Genomic DNA, 16,308 nt, shown 5'->3' with positions numbered 1-16,308 from the left:
GGTCTATACTGCCGCTAGTGTTTTGAAAAATACACAATCCGAAATTATGTTTCAGTAACATAGTTCGGATTTTTTATATTGAAATTAGAGCAAATACTTTACTTTACGCTGCAGATATAAAAAAACCGGCCTTAGCCGGTTTTTATTTTCGCGTGGAACCAAGTCTAAATTATAGAGCTTTGATTGCTGCAGCGAAACGAGACTTATGGCGAGCAGCTTTGTTCTTGTGAACAAGACCTTTAGTCGACATACGGTCAAGGATTGGTGTAACTGCAGCAAATGCAGCAGTTGCAGCTTCTTTATCGCCAGCTGCGATAGCTGCGATGGTTTTCTTCATGTAAGTGCGCATCATAGAACGACGGCTAGCATTATGCTGACGACGTTTCTCAGCTTGGATAGCGCGCTTCTTAGCAGATTTACTATTTGCCAAGGGTCTAACTCCCAAAAACTTAGTTCGGTGACAATTTAAGGGCGGGGAATATCCCTTATTTGCTCTCAATTGTCAAATGATTTGTGCAAAAACCGTTCTAGGCCAAACAAATTTTGGTATAGGAAGGTCATCGCGGTTAAGATGCGGGGATTCTAACAGTATTTTTTTTCCAATGCTAATACTTATCTGATCTCGCACTGACATTCCTTATGTGTTGCTGTGGATAATGACGTTTTGGCTTGTTTTTCGAGGTAATAGTGAGCAAACGCCTACTCAAATCTGGCTTGATTGTCAGTGCTATGACGTTGATTTCTCGTGTGTTGGGCCTAGTTCGTGACGTAGTTGTTGCGAATTTGATGGGGGCAGGTGCGAGTGCCGATGTTTTTTTCTTTGCTAATAAAATTCCTAACTTTTTACGTCGGCTATTTGCCGAAGGGGCTTTTTCTCAAGCGTTTGTTCCAGTACTGACCGAATACCATTCATCCGGAGATATCAATAAAACACGCGAGCTGATCGCTAAAGCATCTGGCACATTGGGGGTTATTGTCACTTTGGTGACTGTTGCGGGGATCTTATGCTCTGGTGCGGTCACGGCACTGTTTGGGGCTGGTTGGTTTTTAGATTGGCTTAATGATGGTCCTGATGCGCATAAGTTTGAGCTTGCGAGTTTATTATTAAAAATCACTTTTCCTTACTTATGGTTCATCACTTTTGTTGCTTTATCAGGAGCGATTCTCAATACCCTGGGCAAGTTTGCCGTCTCTTCTTTTACCCCTGTATTTTTGAATGTGATGATCATCGGTTGCGCTTGGTTTTTGTCGCCGCACTTACAGCAACCGGAAATTGGCTTGGCGATTGGCGTCCTTCTTGGGGGATTGGTCCAGTTTCTATTTCAAATTCCATTTTTGCTCAAAGCAGGTTTATTGGTTTGGCCTCAATGGGGTTGGAATGAACCGGGGGTTGTGAAAATTCGCACTTTGATGTTGCCCGCTCTTTTTGGGGTATCGGTCAGTCAAATTAACTTATTGCTGGACACCTTCATTGCCAGCTTCTTACAAACGGGCTCCATCAGCTGGCTTTACTATTCAGACCGTTTGCTAGAATTTCCGTTAGGCTTATTTGGTATTGCGATCGCTACCGTTATTTTGCCTGCATTATCCCGTAAACATGTTGATGCCCACAGCGAAGGATTTTCGCAAACCATGGATTGGGGTATTCGTATGGTTTGTCTGCTCGGTTTTCCTGCGATGTTAGGCCTGATTGTGTTGGCAAAACCGATGCTTATGGTGCTATTTATGCGAGGTGAGTTTACCCCGAATGATGTCAATCAAACGGCGTTGTCACTCTATGCATTTGGTTTGGGCTTGATCAGTTTTATGCTGATCAAAGTGCTTGCACCAGGGTATTACTCTCGGCAAGACACCAAAACGCCAGTTCGTTATGGCATTATCGCCATGATCTCTAATATGGTCTTCAATGCACTTTTAGCGTGGCATTTAAGTTATGTTGGTTTGGCGTTAGCTACGTCATTATCTGCTTTTATCAACATGGCACTGCTTTACCGAGGGTTACATGTGCAAGGGGTGTATCAGATCACCCGTAAAACTATTGGTTTTATTGTTCGGTTAATGGTAGCCAGCAGTGCGATGGTTGTGGTCATTGTTTGGCAATTGGAAGAAATGTCAACGTGGCTAGAGTGGAGCCTGACACAGAGGGCTACATCATTGGTGATGCTGATCAGTATCGGTGCGGTCAGTTATTTGCTTTGCCTAGCCGTGCTTGGCGTGCGTTTAAAAGACTTAAAAGCGGCGACAGATTAATGGTGATTAGTATATAATCCGTCGGTTTCGCACCTTGCTAATTGAGAACTATAGGTTTTAAGCATTTTCTAATGGAATTGATTCGCGGCATTCACAATATCAAGCCACAGCATCATGGCTGTGTATTAACCATCGGAAACTTTGATGGTGTTCATTTAGGACATCAGCAAGTTTTGAAGCAAGTATCCAAGAAAGCGCAATTATTGGGTTTACCTTCGGTGGTCATGACGTTTGAACCGCAGCCATTAGAATTATTTGCCAAGCACAATGCACCAGCTCGATTAACTCGATTACGTGATAAATTTGTGCAATTGAACAAGCAGTCGGTTGACAGATTGTTATGTGTGAATTTTAACCAGCACTTTGCTAATTTAACGGCAGAAGCTTTTATTCGTGACTTGTTGGTCGCTCAGTTGGGTGTTAAGTTTCTGGTGATTGGTGATGATTTTTGTTTTGGTAAAAATCGCCAAGGTAATTTCAGTATGCTGCAGCAAGCTGGACAACAGTTTGGTTTTGAGGTGGTAAGTACCCACAGTTTTTGCTTGCAACAACAAAGAGTGAGTAGTACTGCTATTCGTAACGCTTTAGCAAGCGATGACTTAGTGTTAGCTAAGCAGATGCTCGGTCGTGATTATGGTATCAGTGGTCGAGTGTCGCATGGTCAAAAGTTAGGGCGAACCATTGGTTTTCCTACAGCGAACATTCCGCTTAAGCGCTGTGTTTCACCGGTCTCTGGTGTTTACGTCGTCAATGTCTATGGCCTTGATAACTCGCCTATCGGAGGAATTGCCAATATTGGTAATAGGCCAACAGTCAACGGGGTTCGCCAACAACTTGAAGTACACTTGTTTGACTTTCATGCCAATTTATATGGCAAACAGCTAGAAGTGGCACTTTTACATAAGCTTCGAGATGAAAAGAAATTTGAATCTTTTGGAGCGTTAAAGCAACAAATTGAATTGGATGCTGATGCGGCAAGGGTGTGGTTGCATCAGCTAAAGAATTAGTCGGATTATTCCACCGATTAATATCATGTCTAACGTCGCCCAATATAACGGAATTAAGAATCGATGAGTGATTATAAAGATACCCTGAACCTACCTGAAACAGGGTTTCCAATGCGTGGCGATCTGGCTAAACGTGAGCCAGAAATGTTAAAGCGTTGGTATCAAGAAGATCTTTACGGCGAAATCCGTAAAGCCAAAAAAGGCAAAAAATCTTTCGTATTGCACGATGGCCCTCCTTATGCCAACGGTGATATTCATATTGGTCACGCACTGAATAAGATTCTTAAAGACATTATTATCAAATCGAAAACCTTATCTGGTTTTGACGCGCCTTACATCCCAGGTTGGGACTGTCACGGGCTACCTATCGAATTGATGGTAGAGAAAAAAGTCGGCAAACCGGGCCAGAAAGTGACCGCGGCTGAGTTTCGTGAAAAATGCCGTGAATATGCAGCAGGTCAAGTGGAAGGCCAGAAAGAGAGCTTTAAGCGTTTGGGCATCATGGGTGAGTGGGATAAACCTTATCGCACCATGGATTTCGCCACCGAAGCGAACATTATTCGCGCATTGGGTAAAATTGCCGATAAAGGCCACCTGCTGAAAGGTTTCAAACCTGTTCACTGGTGTACTGATTGTGGTTCAGCACTGGCTGAAGCGGAAGTTGAATACAAAGATAAAGTGTCACCTTCGATTGACGTACGATTCAAAGCAGCCGATGAAGCGGCGCTGCTTGAAAAGTTCACGCTCGCGGCTGATCACGCCGGCCACGGTCAAGTGTCGATTGTCATTTGGACAACCACACCTTGGACCTTGCCAGCTAACCGCGCAGTCTGCTTACGTGATGATCTTGAATATGTTTTGCTGCAAATTGAAGCAGACGGTGAACGCTCTGCTGAACGTATTATCGTTGCGTCAGAACTTGCAAAAAGTGTCATGGATCGTGCTGGTATCAGTCATTACCACAATCTTGGTTTTTGCCGAGGCGCAGACCTTGAACTAATGTCTTTTAATCATCCATTTTACGCATTTACTGTGCCTGCGATTTTGGGTGAGCACGTAACTACTGAATCGGGTACTGGTGTCGTTCATACTGCACCTGGTCATGGTCAAGAAGACTTCGTGGTCGGTCAGCAATACGGCCTTGAAGTAGCCAACCCTGTCGGTTCAAACGGCGTATATCTAGCAGACACCGAGCTATTTGCTGGTCAACATGTGTTTAAAGCGAATGACTCTGTACTTGAAGTACTGAAAGAAAAAGGTGCTTTGTTGCACCACCATGCCTACGAGCATAGTTATCCTCATTGCTGGCGTCATAAAACCCCAATCATTTTCCGTGCAACACCACAATGGTTTGTTTCTATGGAGCAAGCCGGTCTGCGCGCCCAAGCTCTAGAATCGATCAAAGGTGTACAGTGGATGCCTGAATGGGGTCAAAGCCGCATCGAAGCAATGATTGAAGGTCGTCCTGAATGGTGTATTTCTCGTCAGCGTACTTGGGGTGTACCGATTGCGCTATTTGTGCATAAAGAGACGGCAGAACTTCATCCTAATAGCCCTGCGCTGATTGAAACAGTGGCGCAATTGGTAGAACAAAAAGGGATTCAAGCGTGGTGGGATGTTGACACTGCTGAGATCTTGGGCGAAGAAGATGCCAAGCATTACGAAAAAGTACTCGATACGCTGGATGTGTGGTTCGACTCTGGTGTGACTCACTACGCCGTTGTTGATAAGCGCGAAGAGTTCAATGGTCACGGTGCAGATCTGTACCTTGAAGGTTCAGATCAGCATCGTGGTTGGTTCCAATCTTCATTGATTTCATCGGTAGCAATGAAAGGTGCTGCGCCTTACAAACAAGTATTGACGCATGGCTTTGTGGTCGATGGTCATGGCCGCAAGATGTCAAAATCAATCGGCAACGTGGTTGCGCCAAAAGATGTCACCAATAAACTGGGTGCAGACATCCTGCGTCTATGGGTTGCATCGACTGATTACACTGGTGAAGTGGCGGTTTCTGACGAAATTCTAAAACGTTCGGCGGATGCTTATCGCCGTATCCGTAATACAGCACGTTTCTTCTTAGCCAACCTCAATGGGTTTAACCCAGCAACGGATATGGTTGCAGCTGACGAGATGGTGTCGCTGGATCGCTGGGCCGTAGGCCGTGCCTTTGCGGCGCAACAAGAAATTGTCAAAGCATATGAAGAGTATAATACGCATGGCGTGATCCAACGTTTGATGCACTTCTGCTCAATTGAAATGGGTTCGTTCTACCTTGATGTGATTAAAGATCGCCAATACACCGCTAAACAAGGTGCACATGCACAGCGTAGCTGTCAAACGGCGCTGTATTACATCGTTGAGGCTTTGGTTCGTTGGATGGCACCGATCATGTCATTTACGGCTGATGAAATTTGGAACGAAATGCCAGCGATGCAAGCTAATGGCGAGCCGCGTGAAAAATTTGTCTTCACGGGTGAGTGGTTTGAAGGTCTGTTTGGGTTAACTGAAGGCGAAGAGTTGAACAATGAATTTTGGGCAGAGATGCAAAAAGTTCGTAGCTCGGTGAACAAGTTGCTTGAAACCGCTCGTAGTGAAAAAATCATTGGTGGCTCATTACAAGCTGAAGTGGTGCTGTTTGCTGATGATGCTTTAGTGGCTCAGTTGAACAAGCTTGAAGATGAACTGCGTTTTGTACTGCTGACATCAAAAGCGATAGTGAAGCCTCTGGCTGAGAAAAGCGATGCGGCACAAGCAACGGAAACAACAGGTTTGTTTGTGTTGGTGAGCGCAACGGAAGCAGAGAAGTGCGATCGCTGTTGGCATCATACTCCTGACGTTGGCACTATCACTGGTCATGAAACTATTTGTGGCCGTTGTGTGTCGAACGTGGATGGTGAAGGCGAAGTTCGTAAGTTCGCTTAATAATATTGGGATTCAATATGGCAGAGCAGACGCTTACTTGGAAACAATCAGGAGTTCGCTGGCTATGGCTAGCGCTTCTGGTCTTTACCCTTGATGTCGGTATAAAGCTGATGGTCATGGATAACATGGGGTATGGTTGGGCAAATCGCATCGAAGTAATGCCTTTTTTTAACCTACTTTATGTACATAACTATGGTGCGGCATTTAGCTTTTTAGGCGATCAAGCGGGTTGGCAACGTTGGTTGTTTACCGCTATTGCCTTTGCTGTGACGGGGCTCCTCACTTACTGGATGAGTAAGCTGCCTGCGCAAGAGAAGTGGCATAATATCGCTTATGCCATGATTATTGGTGGCGCAATCGGCAACGTGTTTGATCGTATCGTGCACGGTTTTGTGGTTGATTATCTTGATTTCTACTGGGGCAATTATCACTGGCCAGCGTTTAACTTGGCTGACAGTGCCATTTGCCTTGGTGCAGCAATGATTATCCTTGATGGCTTTCGTAAAAAAGACGATGCGCACTCATAATGGCTAAAATAGTTGAATAACCCTAAGCGCTGTCTGTTGATTCAGGTGGCGCTTTTTGTTTACTCTTCATCTCTAAAAATACGGTGGCGATAGGCGTACTAAAAACGGGCATTTTTATGTCGTTATGGATGCCTTATCTCCACACTAAAATAAATAAAGAGAAATCACGTGACGACAATAAAAGCAAACAGTGCGGTAACCCTACACTTCACCATTAAATTAAAAGATGGCTCTATTGCGGATAGCACTCATAATATGGGCAAACCAGCGAAATTGGTTATTGGTGATGGCAGTCTAAGCGACAATTTTGAGTTGTGCTTAATCGGTCTGAGTGCCGGAGAATCCAAAACCATTGAGTTAAAAGCCGAAGACGCGTTTGGTTTGTCTAACCCAGATAACATCCACCATATGGATCGCGCCAAATTTGCCGGTAATACTGAGGTGGAAGTTGGCACGATTATGGCGTTTAGTGGCCGCGATGGCTTAGAAATTCCTGGTATTATCACCGCTATTGCGGGCGATTCGGTAACGGTTGATTTTAACCACCCACTTGCAGGACAAGATGTCATTTTTGATGTTGAAATTTTGTCTGTAGAATAATTGGCAACTTGCGATAACCCTATTCAATGAGCAATGAAATGAAAATATTGTTAGCCAACCCTCGTGGTTTTTGCGCCGGTGTTGATCGTGCGATCAGCATTGTTGAACGCGCACTTGAGCTGTATCAGCCTCCGATTTATGTACGGCATGAAGTGGTGCATAACCGCTTTGTGGTGGAAGGGCTGAAGCAGCGCGGGGCCATTTTTGTTGAGGACTTACACGAAGTACCTGATGACAATATTGTGATCTTTTCTGCTCATGGCGTTTCGCAAGCAGTGAGACTTGAAGCGAAAGCGCGTGCATTAACCGTGTTTGATGCCACTTGCCCTTTGGTGACTAAAGTGCATATGGAAGTGGCTCGAGCCAGTCGCCGCAGTATGGAAGTAGTGCTGATTGGCCATGCAGGTCATCCTGAAGTGGAAGGAACCATGGGCCAATACGCCAGTAAAAAAGGCGGCATGTACTTGGTTGAAAAACCGGAAGATGTTGAAACGCTAAAAGCTATCGTTAAAGATCCGACTAATTTACATTATGTTAGCCAAACCACCTTGTCGGTGGATGAAACAGCCGATGTGATTGATAAATTGCGTGAAGTGTTTCCGGATATTCAGGGACCACGGAAAGATGATATCTGCTACGCGACACAAAACCGCCAAGATGCGGTGCGTCAACTTGCATTGGATGTTGATTTGGTGGTGGTGGTGGGCTCGAAAAACTCATCAAACTCTACGCGTTTAAAAGAATTGGCGGAAAAGCTCGGAACGCCGGGTTACTTGATTGATTGCCCTGAAGATATTGATCCAACGTGGTTTGATGGTAAGAAAACCGTTGGCGTCACGGCCGGCGCATCGGCACCCGAAGCATTAGTGAATCAGATCCTAGATCGAATTAAAGAGCTTGGTGCTCAATCGGTTGAAGAAGTGCTTGGACGAGAAGAGAACATGTTTTTTGAAGTGCCCAAAGAGCTGCAAATCAAGCAAATCGACTAGTCAATAAAAAGTATTTGAATTAGACGTACCAATAAAAGAAGAAGGGCTTCCAAATGGAAGCCCTTTTCTATAACGCAAGCGAAGCGTCATTCACACTATGCAGTTTCTGTGACTGCTTTCGGTTTTTCTTCATCGGTAAGTTCGATGTCGCCTTTACCTTTGGAGATTCTAATTACATATATGGTTACGGACAGTGAGAACAAAATACCGGCAATGGTTGATGCTTGCATCGGTAAGCCAAAGCCTAATGCACTGTTATTAAGAATGAAGGTGGCACAAACCGTGGTCATAAACATCGCGGGGATAGTCGCAATCCAATGCAGTTTGTTATGGCGTAGTAAATAGGCGGAAGCGGTCCAAAGCATCATTACTGCTGTGGTTTGGTTGGCAAAACCGAAGTAGCGCCAAATAATACCGAAATCCACTTGAGTGAGAATGGCACCCAAAACAAACAGCGGCAGTGCCATGAACAAGCGATTACGCAGCGTTTTTTGTTCCATATTGAAATATTCAGCCAAGATCAAACGACTAGAGCGAAATGCAGTGTCGCCTGAGGTGATCGGTAGGATAACCACACCCAAGAAGGCGATGATGCCGCCAAACACACCTAATAAGCCAAAGGATGCGCTGTACACAACGTTACCCGGGCCGCCGTTTTTCACCGCTTCTGATAATCCTTCCAATGAGCCAAAGAAAGAGAGTGCAATCGCACACCAGATAAGTGCGATAATGCCTTCACCAATCATGGCACCGTAAAACACGAAGCGGCCATTTTTTTCATTTTCCATACAGCGAGCCATCAATGGCGACTGAGTTGCATGGAAACCAGAGATAGCACCGCAAGCAATCGTGATAAAGAGCGCTGGCCAAAGTGGTAGGTCGTTCGGGTTCATGTTGCTGAACATGTCGCTCATTTCAAAACCGCCCATCACAGTGTGTTCACTGGAAAGTGCAATCGCGGTCATTAAGCCAACCGACATAAAGATCAACAATGCGCCGAACAGTGGGTAGAAACGGCCGATGATTTTATCGACAGGAACGATGGTGGCGAGAATGTAGTAAGCGAAAATGATCACCACCATTGAGGTCATGCTCACCGTTAGACTCGTTTGCTCGTTAATCAGATTGGTGATCATCCCCGCAGGCGCAGAAACGAAAACAACCCCCACAAGCAGTAGCAGTACAATGGCAAAAATGTTCATAAAATGTTTGGCGCCATTGCCTAGGTAACGGCCAGTAATGGTGGGCACTGAAGCGCCGCCATTGCGTACCGACAACATGCCTGAAAAGTAGTCATGCACCGCACCTGCAAAAATACAGCCAACGACAATCCACAACATTGCTGCAGGACCATAGAGTGCGCCCATGATTGGGCCGAAAATTGGGCCTACGCCAGCAATATTAAGCAATTGTACCAAGTAGACTTTTTTGGTCGACATAGGAACATAGTCCACGCCATCACTCATGGTGTGGGCCGGTGTTTTACGGTTCTCGTTAATACCAAATACTTTTTCTACAAAAGCGCCGTAGATAAAGTATCCGGCCAGTAGGGCTGCGACACAGGTAAGAAACCACATCATAGCAATTGTCCTTTATGAATGAATTAAGCTCACTGTGGATAATAAAGGGCTCTGTGACGAGAAACATCTGCTTTTCCAGTGAGCGGCACTATAGCCAGTTAAGTGGCTATTTCACACAATAAGTGGTTTAGGGCTCGTCTCATCATCTGGATCAATAATGCTTTGCTGCTGGGAGGCAATGAGTGGCATCTTACAAGCAATCTGCTAGGCTAATTGAATGAAAATAAGAACTTAAGGACAACAATGAAAAAATTAAGTGTATTGTGCGCTGTTATATTGATGGTTGGGTGTGCGGCCTCTGATGCTGAATTAGCACAAAACGGAGATTGGCAACAAATTGGTTATCAAGATGGAGTCACAGGTCATACTCAGCGCAGCTATAAAAAGCTTTCTGAGCTGGGTTCGGTGCAACAAGCCAATTACGAAGCGGGATACGTTAAAGGGCTAAGCGAGTATTGTAACCCCAATTTCGCCTATCAAATTGGATTGTCAGGACTATATTATGAAGGTGCGTGCGAAGGAACCGAGCAAGCACAGCGCTTTCGCATGGAATGGCAACGGGGTTGGAATGAGTTTTCTAACTGACTTTTTGATTTAGAGCCGCTAGCGGCTCTCTTATTCGCTTTCCATTGCCCGGCGAAGAAAACCATCAGACTCAGTCAATTTATCCATAGCTTCTGCATAACTTAACCCTGTCAAGTGCATCAATATCGCTACTTTTACATTGTTGTTGCTTTGGGCTAATAAGTATTCAGCCTCAGCGCGTTCACAGTCGGTTGCTTGCATCACAATTCGCACCGCTCTGGCGATGAGTTTTCGGTTAGTGGCCTTAACATCGACCATTAAATTTTGGTAACTCTTACCAAGACGGATCATGCTAGCGGTGGTGAGCATGTTGAGTACCAGCTTCTGCGCTGTACCGGATTTTAAGCGCGTTGAACCGGTCAGAGCTTCTGGCCCAACGACAGGGCTAATGGCTATTTGCGCCAATTCTGCAATCGGGGAATCCGGGTTACATGATAGGGCAATGGTTGTCGCGCCCAAATCATTAGCATACTCCAAGGCACCGATGACATAAGGTGTTCGCCCACTAGCGGCAATGCCAACAACCACATCTTGATCCGTAAAATGAATACTTTTGAGATCTTGAATGCCGAGTTCTGCGCAATCTTCCGCCCCTTCTTTAGCACTGAACATGGCCTCTTTCCCACCGGCAATCAAACCAATCACCATCTGATCGCTAACCCCAAATGTTGGAGGGCACTCAGACGCATCAAGAACGCCTAATCGGCCACTGGTTCCTGCGCCAATGTAGATTAATCGACCACCATGTTTGAATGCATAGGTAATTCGATCCACGGCTAAGGCGATCTCCGGAAGGACTTTTTCGACGGCCAGAGGAACGTGTTTATCTTGTTGATTGAGCCGTTCTACAATTTCTTGTGCTGATAGTAGGTCAATATCCATTGTGTCAGGGTTGCGACCTTCGGAAATAAGGTGAGAAAGCGCAGAGAGCAGCGCGTCATTAGTCATACCATTCCTTACTTATTAATGAGCAAAATAGACCACACCTAACGAAGCGAGAGCGCTTGCTCCGGTTACTTCTGGTAGATTGCTGGGTAAATTATGCAGACGACGTTGAGCAAGCCAAGCAAAAGCCATTGCTTCCATGTAGTCACTATCCACCCCTTTATCGCTGGTGGGCATGATGCGCCAGTGTGCTAAATGGGCCTGCAAACGTTCAACCAATAGCGGGTTACGGGCGCCGCCCCCACACATCAGTAATTCCGGCGCTGGCCCACATTGGTAGTGTGCGACTTGCGTGGCGATGGTGAGTGCTGTGTATTCACAGAGTGTACGTTGAACATCTTCTGCTGCTAACGAAAACTCAGCCAGTATCTGCTGAAGCCAAGGGAGATTAAACAGCTCGCGACCCGTGCTTTTCGGTGCATTCAACGCAAGGTACGGCTCTTGATTGAGACGTTCGAGTAGTGGTTGGTGTACCTTTCCTGATCTCGCCCACATGCCATTATCATCAAATTTATGGCCTGTCTGTTCAAAGCACCACGCATCCATCAACATATTGCCCGGGCCCGTATCATAGCCTAATACTTTTTGCTGCGGCCGCAGTACTGAAATATTAGCGATGCCGCCAATATTGAGTACTACAACGCTCGAATCGGTTGATTTGAAAATGGTGTCGTGAAATGCAGGGACTAATGGCGCTCCTTGGCCGCCGAGCGCCATATCTTTGCGCCGAAAATCAGCCACCGTGTCGATGCCAGTTTTGCTGCTGATAATATTGGCATCACCGAGTTGCATCGTAAAAGGCGTATTGCCGTTGGGTTGATGAAAAACCGTTTGGCCATGGCAGCCAATCGCGCGAATATCGCACGCTTGATAGCCTGATTGAGCCAGTAAAGCGATGACTGCATCAGCAAACAGATGGCCGAGCAAGTGGTCTAACTCGCCAATCTCTTGCACATTGGTTGATTGCCCAATACAGACATTCAGCAAACGCTGTTTGAGATCTTCTGGCATTGGGAAATCAGCGTGAGCCAATAAACGAATTTGGTTGCCATCCATTTCGACCAGCGCTGTATCGACACCATCCATGCTGGTGCCAGACATCACACCAATGTAGCGTTCAATGCTCTTCATTCGCTTCTCCTTCAACTCGAAAACAAAATCATTGTAATAGAAATTCAAAGCGAATAACCTCGTTAAATTAACTGTTTAAGTAAATTTTTGGAGTGAGCATGGGACCGTTGTGGCTAGATGTGGCAGGCTGTGAATTGAGCGCTGAAGACAAAGAGATTCTTGAGCATCCCACTGTCGGCGGGGTCATTCTTTTTGCGCGTAATTATCACGATAACGCGCAGTTGCTTGCGCTTAATAAAGCGATTCGCCACGCAGCAAAACGTCCGATTTTAATTGGTGTCGATCAAGAAGGTGGGCGAGTACAGCGTTTTCGTGATGGGTTTTCGCTGATCCCTGCCGCGCAGCAGTATGCTAAGCAGAATAATGGTGAAGCATTAGCTCGCCAAGGTGGCTGGCTGATGGCGGCGGAGTTGATTGCTCATGATATTGATCTCAGCTTTGCTCCTGTATTGGATAAAGGTCATGCGTGTAAAGCGATTGGTAATCGTGCTTTTGGTGATGATGTACAGAGCATTATTCGCCACAGTTCAGCCTATATGCAAGGCATGAAAGAGGCTGGCATGGCAACAACAGGTAAACACTTTCCCGGTCACGGCGGGGTAATCGCTGACTCGCATCTTGAGACGCCCTATGATGAGCGCAGCACGGTGATGGAAGAGGACATGGCGATATTCAAAGCGCAGATTGAAGCTGGAGTGCTCGATGCTATGATGCCTGCACATGTGATTTATCCTCACTATGATGATCAACCTGCCAGCGGTTCTGCGTTTTGGTTGAAGCAAGTACTTCGCCAGCAGTTAGGGTTCAAAGGGCTAGTCTTTTCTGATGATTTAACAATGGAAGGGGCATCTGTCATGGGCGGTCCTGCCGAGCGCGCGCATCAATCACTAGCCGCTGGATGTGACATGATTTTAGTGTGCAATCAACGCGCAGCTCAAATTGAAGTGTTGGATAATTTGCCGATTTTGGATGTGCCAGCGGCTGAGTCTCTACTCAAACATCGTGCTTTTAATCTTCCTCAACTGCGAAGTACTGAACAGTGGAAGCAAGCTTCAGAAGCGATGAAACGACTGCTTGGTGAGTAAAAAAATGGCGCTGTGCGTGAAAGCTTCAGCGCCGTTATTTTCTATTCGTTGCGGTTAGTGAAAACCCAGAACTTCTTTTAAATTTTTTAGATAACGTCGGCTGACGGGCACTTTGTGATCACTCAGGGTGATGATTTCCGCCAGCCCATTGTCCAATAATTTGATCTCTTTAATCGCCCTAGTATTGATTAAATACTGGCGGTGACAACGAACCAGTGGCGTTCTTTCTTCCAAAATTTTGAGCGTTAATTGGCTGGTGGCTCGTTGTAAATGAGTTTGCACATGAACACCACTGATGTCGCTCAAAGCAAACTCGACATCTTTGGTGGCAATGATCACAATTCGATTTAATCCAATGCAGGGAACTTGATCTAACCCTGCTGGTGATAAAATCGAAAAATCCTGCTTTTTTTGCCCTTGGCGAACTAAACGTTGCAGCGTTTTCTTTAAGCGCTCAGGGTCAACTGGCTTGAGTAGATAATCAAACGCATTTTCCTCAAACGCTTGCAGTGCATACTGATCATAAGCGGTGACAAACACCACATTGGGCATCGTATCTGGGTCAAGCATCCCTAGCAGCTCAATGCCAGTAACTTGTGGCATTTGGATGTCGAGAAACACCACGTCTGGCTTTAGCTGATTGATTTTTTTTAACCCTTCGATCGCATTACTGGCGTGACCAATCACATCAACATCGCCCGTCTCTTCTAGTAGCTCAGTCAGTTCTTCCCGAGCGAGCAGTTCGTCATCAATAACGAGTGCCGATAGCATGTTATTCCCTTAGTTAAATCCTTGATGAGGAATGAGAAAGCTCATTCGTGTGTATTGATTAGCCAATACTTCCGTTTTTAGTGCGGCTTGTTCGCCAAATTTATTAGTTAAGCGTTTATTGACAATTTGCATGCCTAAACCATCGTAATCTTCATTCGGAGCTTGGTAACTGCCCGCATTATCTTCCACTACAATTTTGTATCCTTCCGTTTGCACTTGGCTGTAGATTCGTACCCGCCCGCCTTCTAACAAGTTAGAGGTGCCGTGCTTTATCGCATTTTCTACCAGTGGCTGTAGAGTAAAACTGGGTACATTGCGCTCAAGTAGTAATGCATCATCGATGGCGATATCCACTTCAAGGCGATCGGCAAAACGCGCTTGTTCTATGGTTAAGTAGGCTTTGACATGTGCTAATTCTTCTTTAAGAGTCACTGTCTCAATATTTTGTTTGAGGTTACTACGAAAGAAGTGCGAAAGATGCTGGATAAGTTCTCGCGCTTTGTCGGGATCACGGCGGGTGATGGCACTAATGGTATTGAGTGCATTAAACAGAAAGTGGGGGTTGACTTGAGCATGCAGCAGTTTGATCTCGGCGCGAGAAAGCAGCATCTGCTTTTGTTGGTATTCGCCGTACAGAATTTGGCTCGACAGTAATTGTGCAATCCCTTCCGCCATTGACATGTTAATGGTTGAAAAAAGTTTACGCTTCGGCTCGTACAGCTTTATGGTTCCAATTACGCGATCACCTGCTCTAAGTGGAATGATTAACGCTGAACCGAGTTTGCAGTTTTTAGAGAGTGAGCATTGATAAGGGGAATCTTTTCCGTCGAGGTAAATAATACGGTTTTTGGTGATCGCATCCAGTGTACTTTGTGAAGAGATAGGCGTATTGGGTTTGTGGTGGTCATCACCGATACCGATAAACGCGAGTATTTTTTCTCTATCGGTGATGGATACCGCGCCAACATTGGTCATTTCGTAAACAATTCGAGCGACTTTACCTGCATTGTGTGGATTAAAACCGTTGGCCAAAATGCCAACTGAACGCTCAGCAATATTCAGTGCGCGACGAGAAAAGGTGGCGGAATACTCTTCAAAAATGGTTTTTCTGTCTTGTAAAATGCTCATGAATAGCGCCGCGCCGACTGAGTTAGCGATGATCATGGGCGCGGCGATGGTCGAGACTAAGGCGTATGCATCAACAAACGGTTTAGCGACTAACAAAATTACCAACATTTGCACTATCTCAGCAAACAGTGTTACGGCAAAGACAATGCTGGGGCTAAACAGGAGTCGCCCTTTGCCCTTTCTCAGTAAATAGGTGTGCAGCAATCCACCAATCAACCCTTCTGCAGTGGTTGAAATAGCGCATGCCACATCGGTAAAACCGCCTAAAGTGTAGCGATGCATACCGCCAGTAAATCCAACCGCAAACCCCACAATGGGGCCACCAAATAACCCACCCATAACGGCACCTATCGCCCTCGTATTGGCAATCGCATCGTTGATCTGCAAACCAAAATAGGTGCCCATGATGCAAAAGAGGGAAAACAAAACATAGGTACTGATTTTGTGGCTAATTCGACTGGAAATGTTAAGCAGCGGCAAGAAAATGGGTGTTTTGCTCAACATATAAGCGAGAACGAGGTAAACACACATCTGTTGCAGTAAGGAAAGAATTAAATCCATGTCAAAAACCCGTTGGTTTGGTGATCCCCTTTTCACTTGAAGCTACAGTGGTATTGGCTTTGTTCATTTTCCTAAGCGTAGAGTTTTCTATATACATTAGGATTTATGTACGGATGGCCAGACTGTAACACCAATCTCTTTGGGTATGATTTACGATTCATCCTCACTATTTTAGGTGAGATAGAGAGAATAAAATACGCGTCAGCTTATATTTTTTGCTTTAATAG

14 protein-coding genes are annotated in these 16,308 nt (G+C 45.5%); 8 read left to right on the top strand and 6 right to left on the bottom strand.

What is annotated here, in order from left to right:
* Positions 1-169 precede the first annotated feature (169 nt).
* Positions 170-430 carry a 30S ribosomal protein S20 gene (gene rpsT / locus AACQ17_RS15305; RefSeq protein ID WP_026027444.1) on the bottom strand — a complete coding sequence of 87 codons (261 nt, stop codon included), beginning with the start codon at positions 428-430 and terminating at the stop codon, positions 170-172.
* 257 nt (positions 431-687) lie between these two features.
* On the opposite strand from rpsT, the gene murJ reads away from it, so the two are divergent.
* The 6 genes from murJ to ispH all read left to right on the top strand — a co-directional run bounded on the left by murJ (position 688) and on the right by ispH (position 8,295).
* On the top strand, positions 688-2,250 hold the full coding sequence (gene murJ, locus AACQ17_RS15300) for a murein biosynthesis integral membrane protein MurJ (RefSeq protein ID WP_094146812.1): 1,563 nt from the start codon (positions 688-690) through the stop codon (positions 2,248-2,250).
* A 71-nt stretch (positions 2,251-2,321) separates the two neighbouring features.
* Positions 2,322-3,257: a bifunctional riboflavin kinase/FAD synthetase gene (gene ribF, locus AACQ17_RS15295; RefSeq protein WP_026028079.1), complete on the top strand. Its 936-nt coding sequence runs from the start codon at positions 2,322-2,324 to the stop codon at positions 3,255-3,257.
* A gap of 63 nt (positions 3,258-3,320) precedes the next feature.
* On the top strand, positions 3,321-6,179 hold the full coding sequence (gene ileS, locus AACQ17_RS15290; protein WP_094146813.1) for an isoleucine--tRNA ligase: 2,859 nt from the start codon (positions 3,321-3,323) through the stop codon (positions 6,177-6,179).
* Positions 6,180-6,196: 17 nt separating this feature from the next.
* Positions 6,197-6,706, top strand: coding sequence for a signal peptidase II (gene lspA, locus AACQ17_RS15285; RefSeq protein WP_026028078.1), 510 nt, complete (start codon positions 6,197-6,199; stop codon positions 6,704-6,706).
* A gap of 168 nt (positions 6,707-6,874) precedes the next feature.
* Complete coding sequence (gene fkpB / locus AACQ17_RS15280) at positions 6,875-7,306, top strand: FKBP-type peptidyl-prolyl cis-trans isomerase (protein WP_013857554.1); 432 nt, start codon at positions 6,875-6,877, stop codon at positions 7,304-7,306.
* Between the two features lie 26 nt (positions 7,307-7,332).
* Positions 7,333-8,295: a 4-hydroxy-3-methylbut-2-enyl diphosphate reductase gene (gene ispH / locus AACQ17_RS15275; protein WP_166538010.1), complete on the top strand. Its 963-nt coding sequence runs from the start codon at positions 7,333-7,335 to the stop codon at positions 8,293-8,295.
* 95 nt (positions 8,296-8,390) lie between these two features.
* Here ispH and AACQ17_RS15270 read toward each other — a convergent pair whose 3' ends face one another.
* Positions 8,391-9,875: a carbon starvation CstA family protein gene (locus AACQ17_RS15270; RefSeq protein WP_017043277.1), complete on the bottom strand. Its 1,485-nt coding sequence runs from the start codon at positions 9,873-9,875 to the stop codon at positions 8,391-8,393.
* A gap of 243 nt (positions 9,876-10,118) precedes the next feature.
* Between AACQ17_RS15270 and AACQ17_RS15265 the strand changes: the two genes are divergently transcribed.
* On the top strand, positions 10,119-10,460 hold the full coding sequence (locus AACQ17_RS15265) for a DUF2799 domain-containing protein (RefSeq protein WP_094146814.1): 342 nt from the start codon (positions 10,119-10,121) through the stop codon (positions 10,458-10,460).
* A 30-nt stretch (positions 10,461-10,490) separates the two neighbouring features.
* On the opposite strand, the gene murQ is transcribed toward AACQ17_RS15265, so the two are convergent.
* Together murQ and AACQ17_RS15255 are read right to left on the bottom strand one after the other, a co-directional pair.
* Positions 10,491-11,408: an N-acetylmuramic acid 6-phosphate etherase gene (murQ, locus tag AACQ17_RS15260; protein ID WP_094146815.1), complete on the bottom strand. Its 918-nt coding sequence runs from the start codon at positions 11,406-11,408 to the stop codon at positions 10,491-10,493.
* Positions 11,409-11,423: 15 nt separating this feature from the next.
* Positions 11,424-12,536, bottom strand: coding sequence for an anhydro-N-acetylmuramic acid kinase (locus AACQ17_RS15255; RefSeq protein WP_166538011.1), 1,113 nt, complete (start codon positions 12,534-12,536; stop codon positions 11,424-11,426).
* A 98-nt stretch (positions 12,537-12,634) separates the two neighbouring features.
* Here AACQ17_RS15255 and nagZ point away from each other — a divergent pair, with 98 nt between their 5' ends.
* The gene (gene nagZ, locus AACQ17_RS15250; protein WP_094146817.1) at positions 12,635-13,621 is read left to right on the top strand and encodes a beta-N-acetylhexosaminidase; all 987 of its coding nucleotides are present in this window, start codon (positions 12,635-12,637) and stop codon (positions 13,619-13,621) included.
* A 54-nt stretch (positions 13,622-13,675) separates the two neighbouring features.
* Here nagZ and btsR read toward each other — a convergent pair whose 3' ends face one another.
* The gene (gene btsR, locus AACQ17_RS15245; protein WP_017047891.1) at positions 13,676-14,392 is read right to left on the bottom strand and encodes a two-component system response regulator BtsR; all 717 of its coding nucleotides are present in this window, start codon (positions 14,390-14,392) and stop codon (positions 13,676-13,678) included.
* Between the two features lie 9 nt (positions 14,393-14,401).
* Entirely contained in the window at positions 14,402-16,081 is a 1,680-nt protein-coding gene (locus AACQ17_RS15240; RefSeq protein WP_088720932.1) for a sensor histidine kinase, read from the bottom strand.
* Positions 16,082-16,308 lie beyond the last annotated feature (227 nt).

Source organism: Vibrio sp. V10_P2A27P122, from assembly GCF_963874335.1.
Classification (GTDB): domain Bacteria; phylum Pseudomonadota; class Gammaproteobacteria; order Enterobacterales; family Vibrionaceae; genus Vibrio; species Vibrio anguillarum.
Note: the sequence above shows the minus strand (reverse complement) of the source record. Positions and strands in the feature narration are given on the sequence as shown.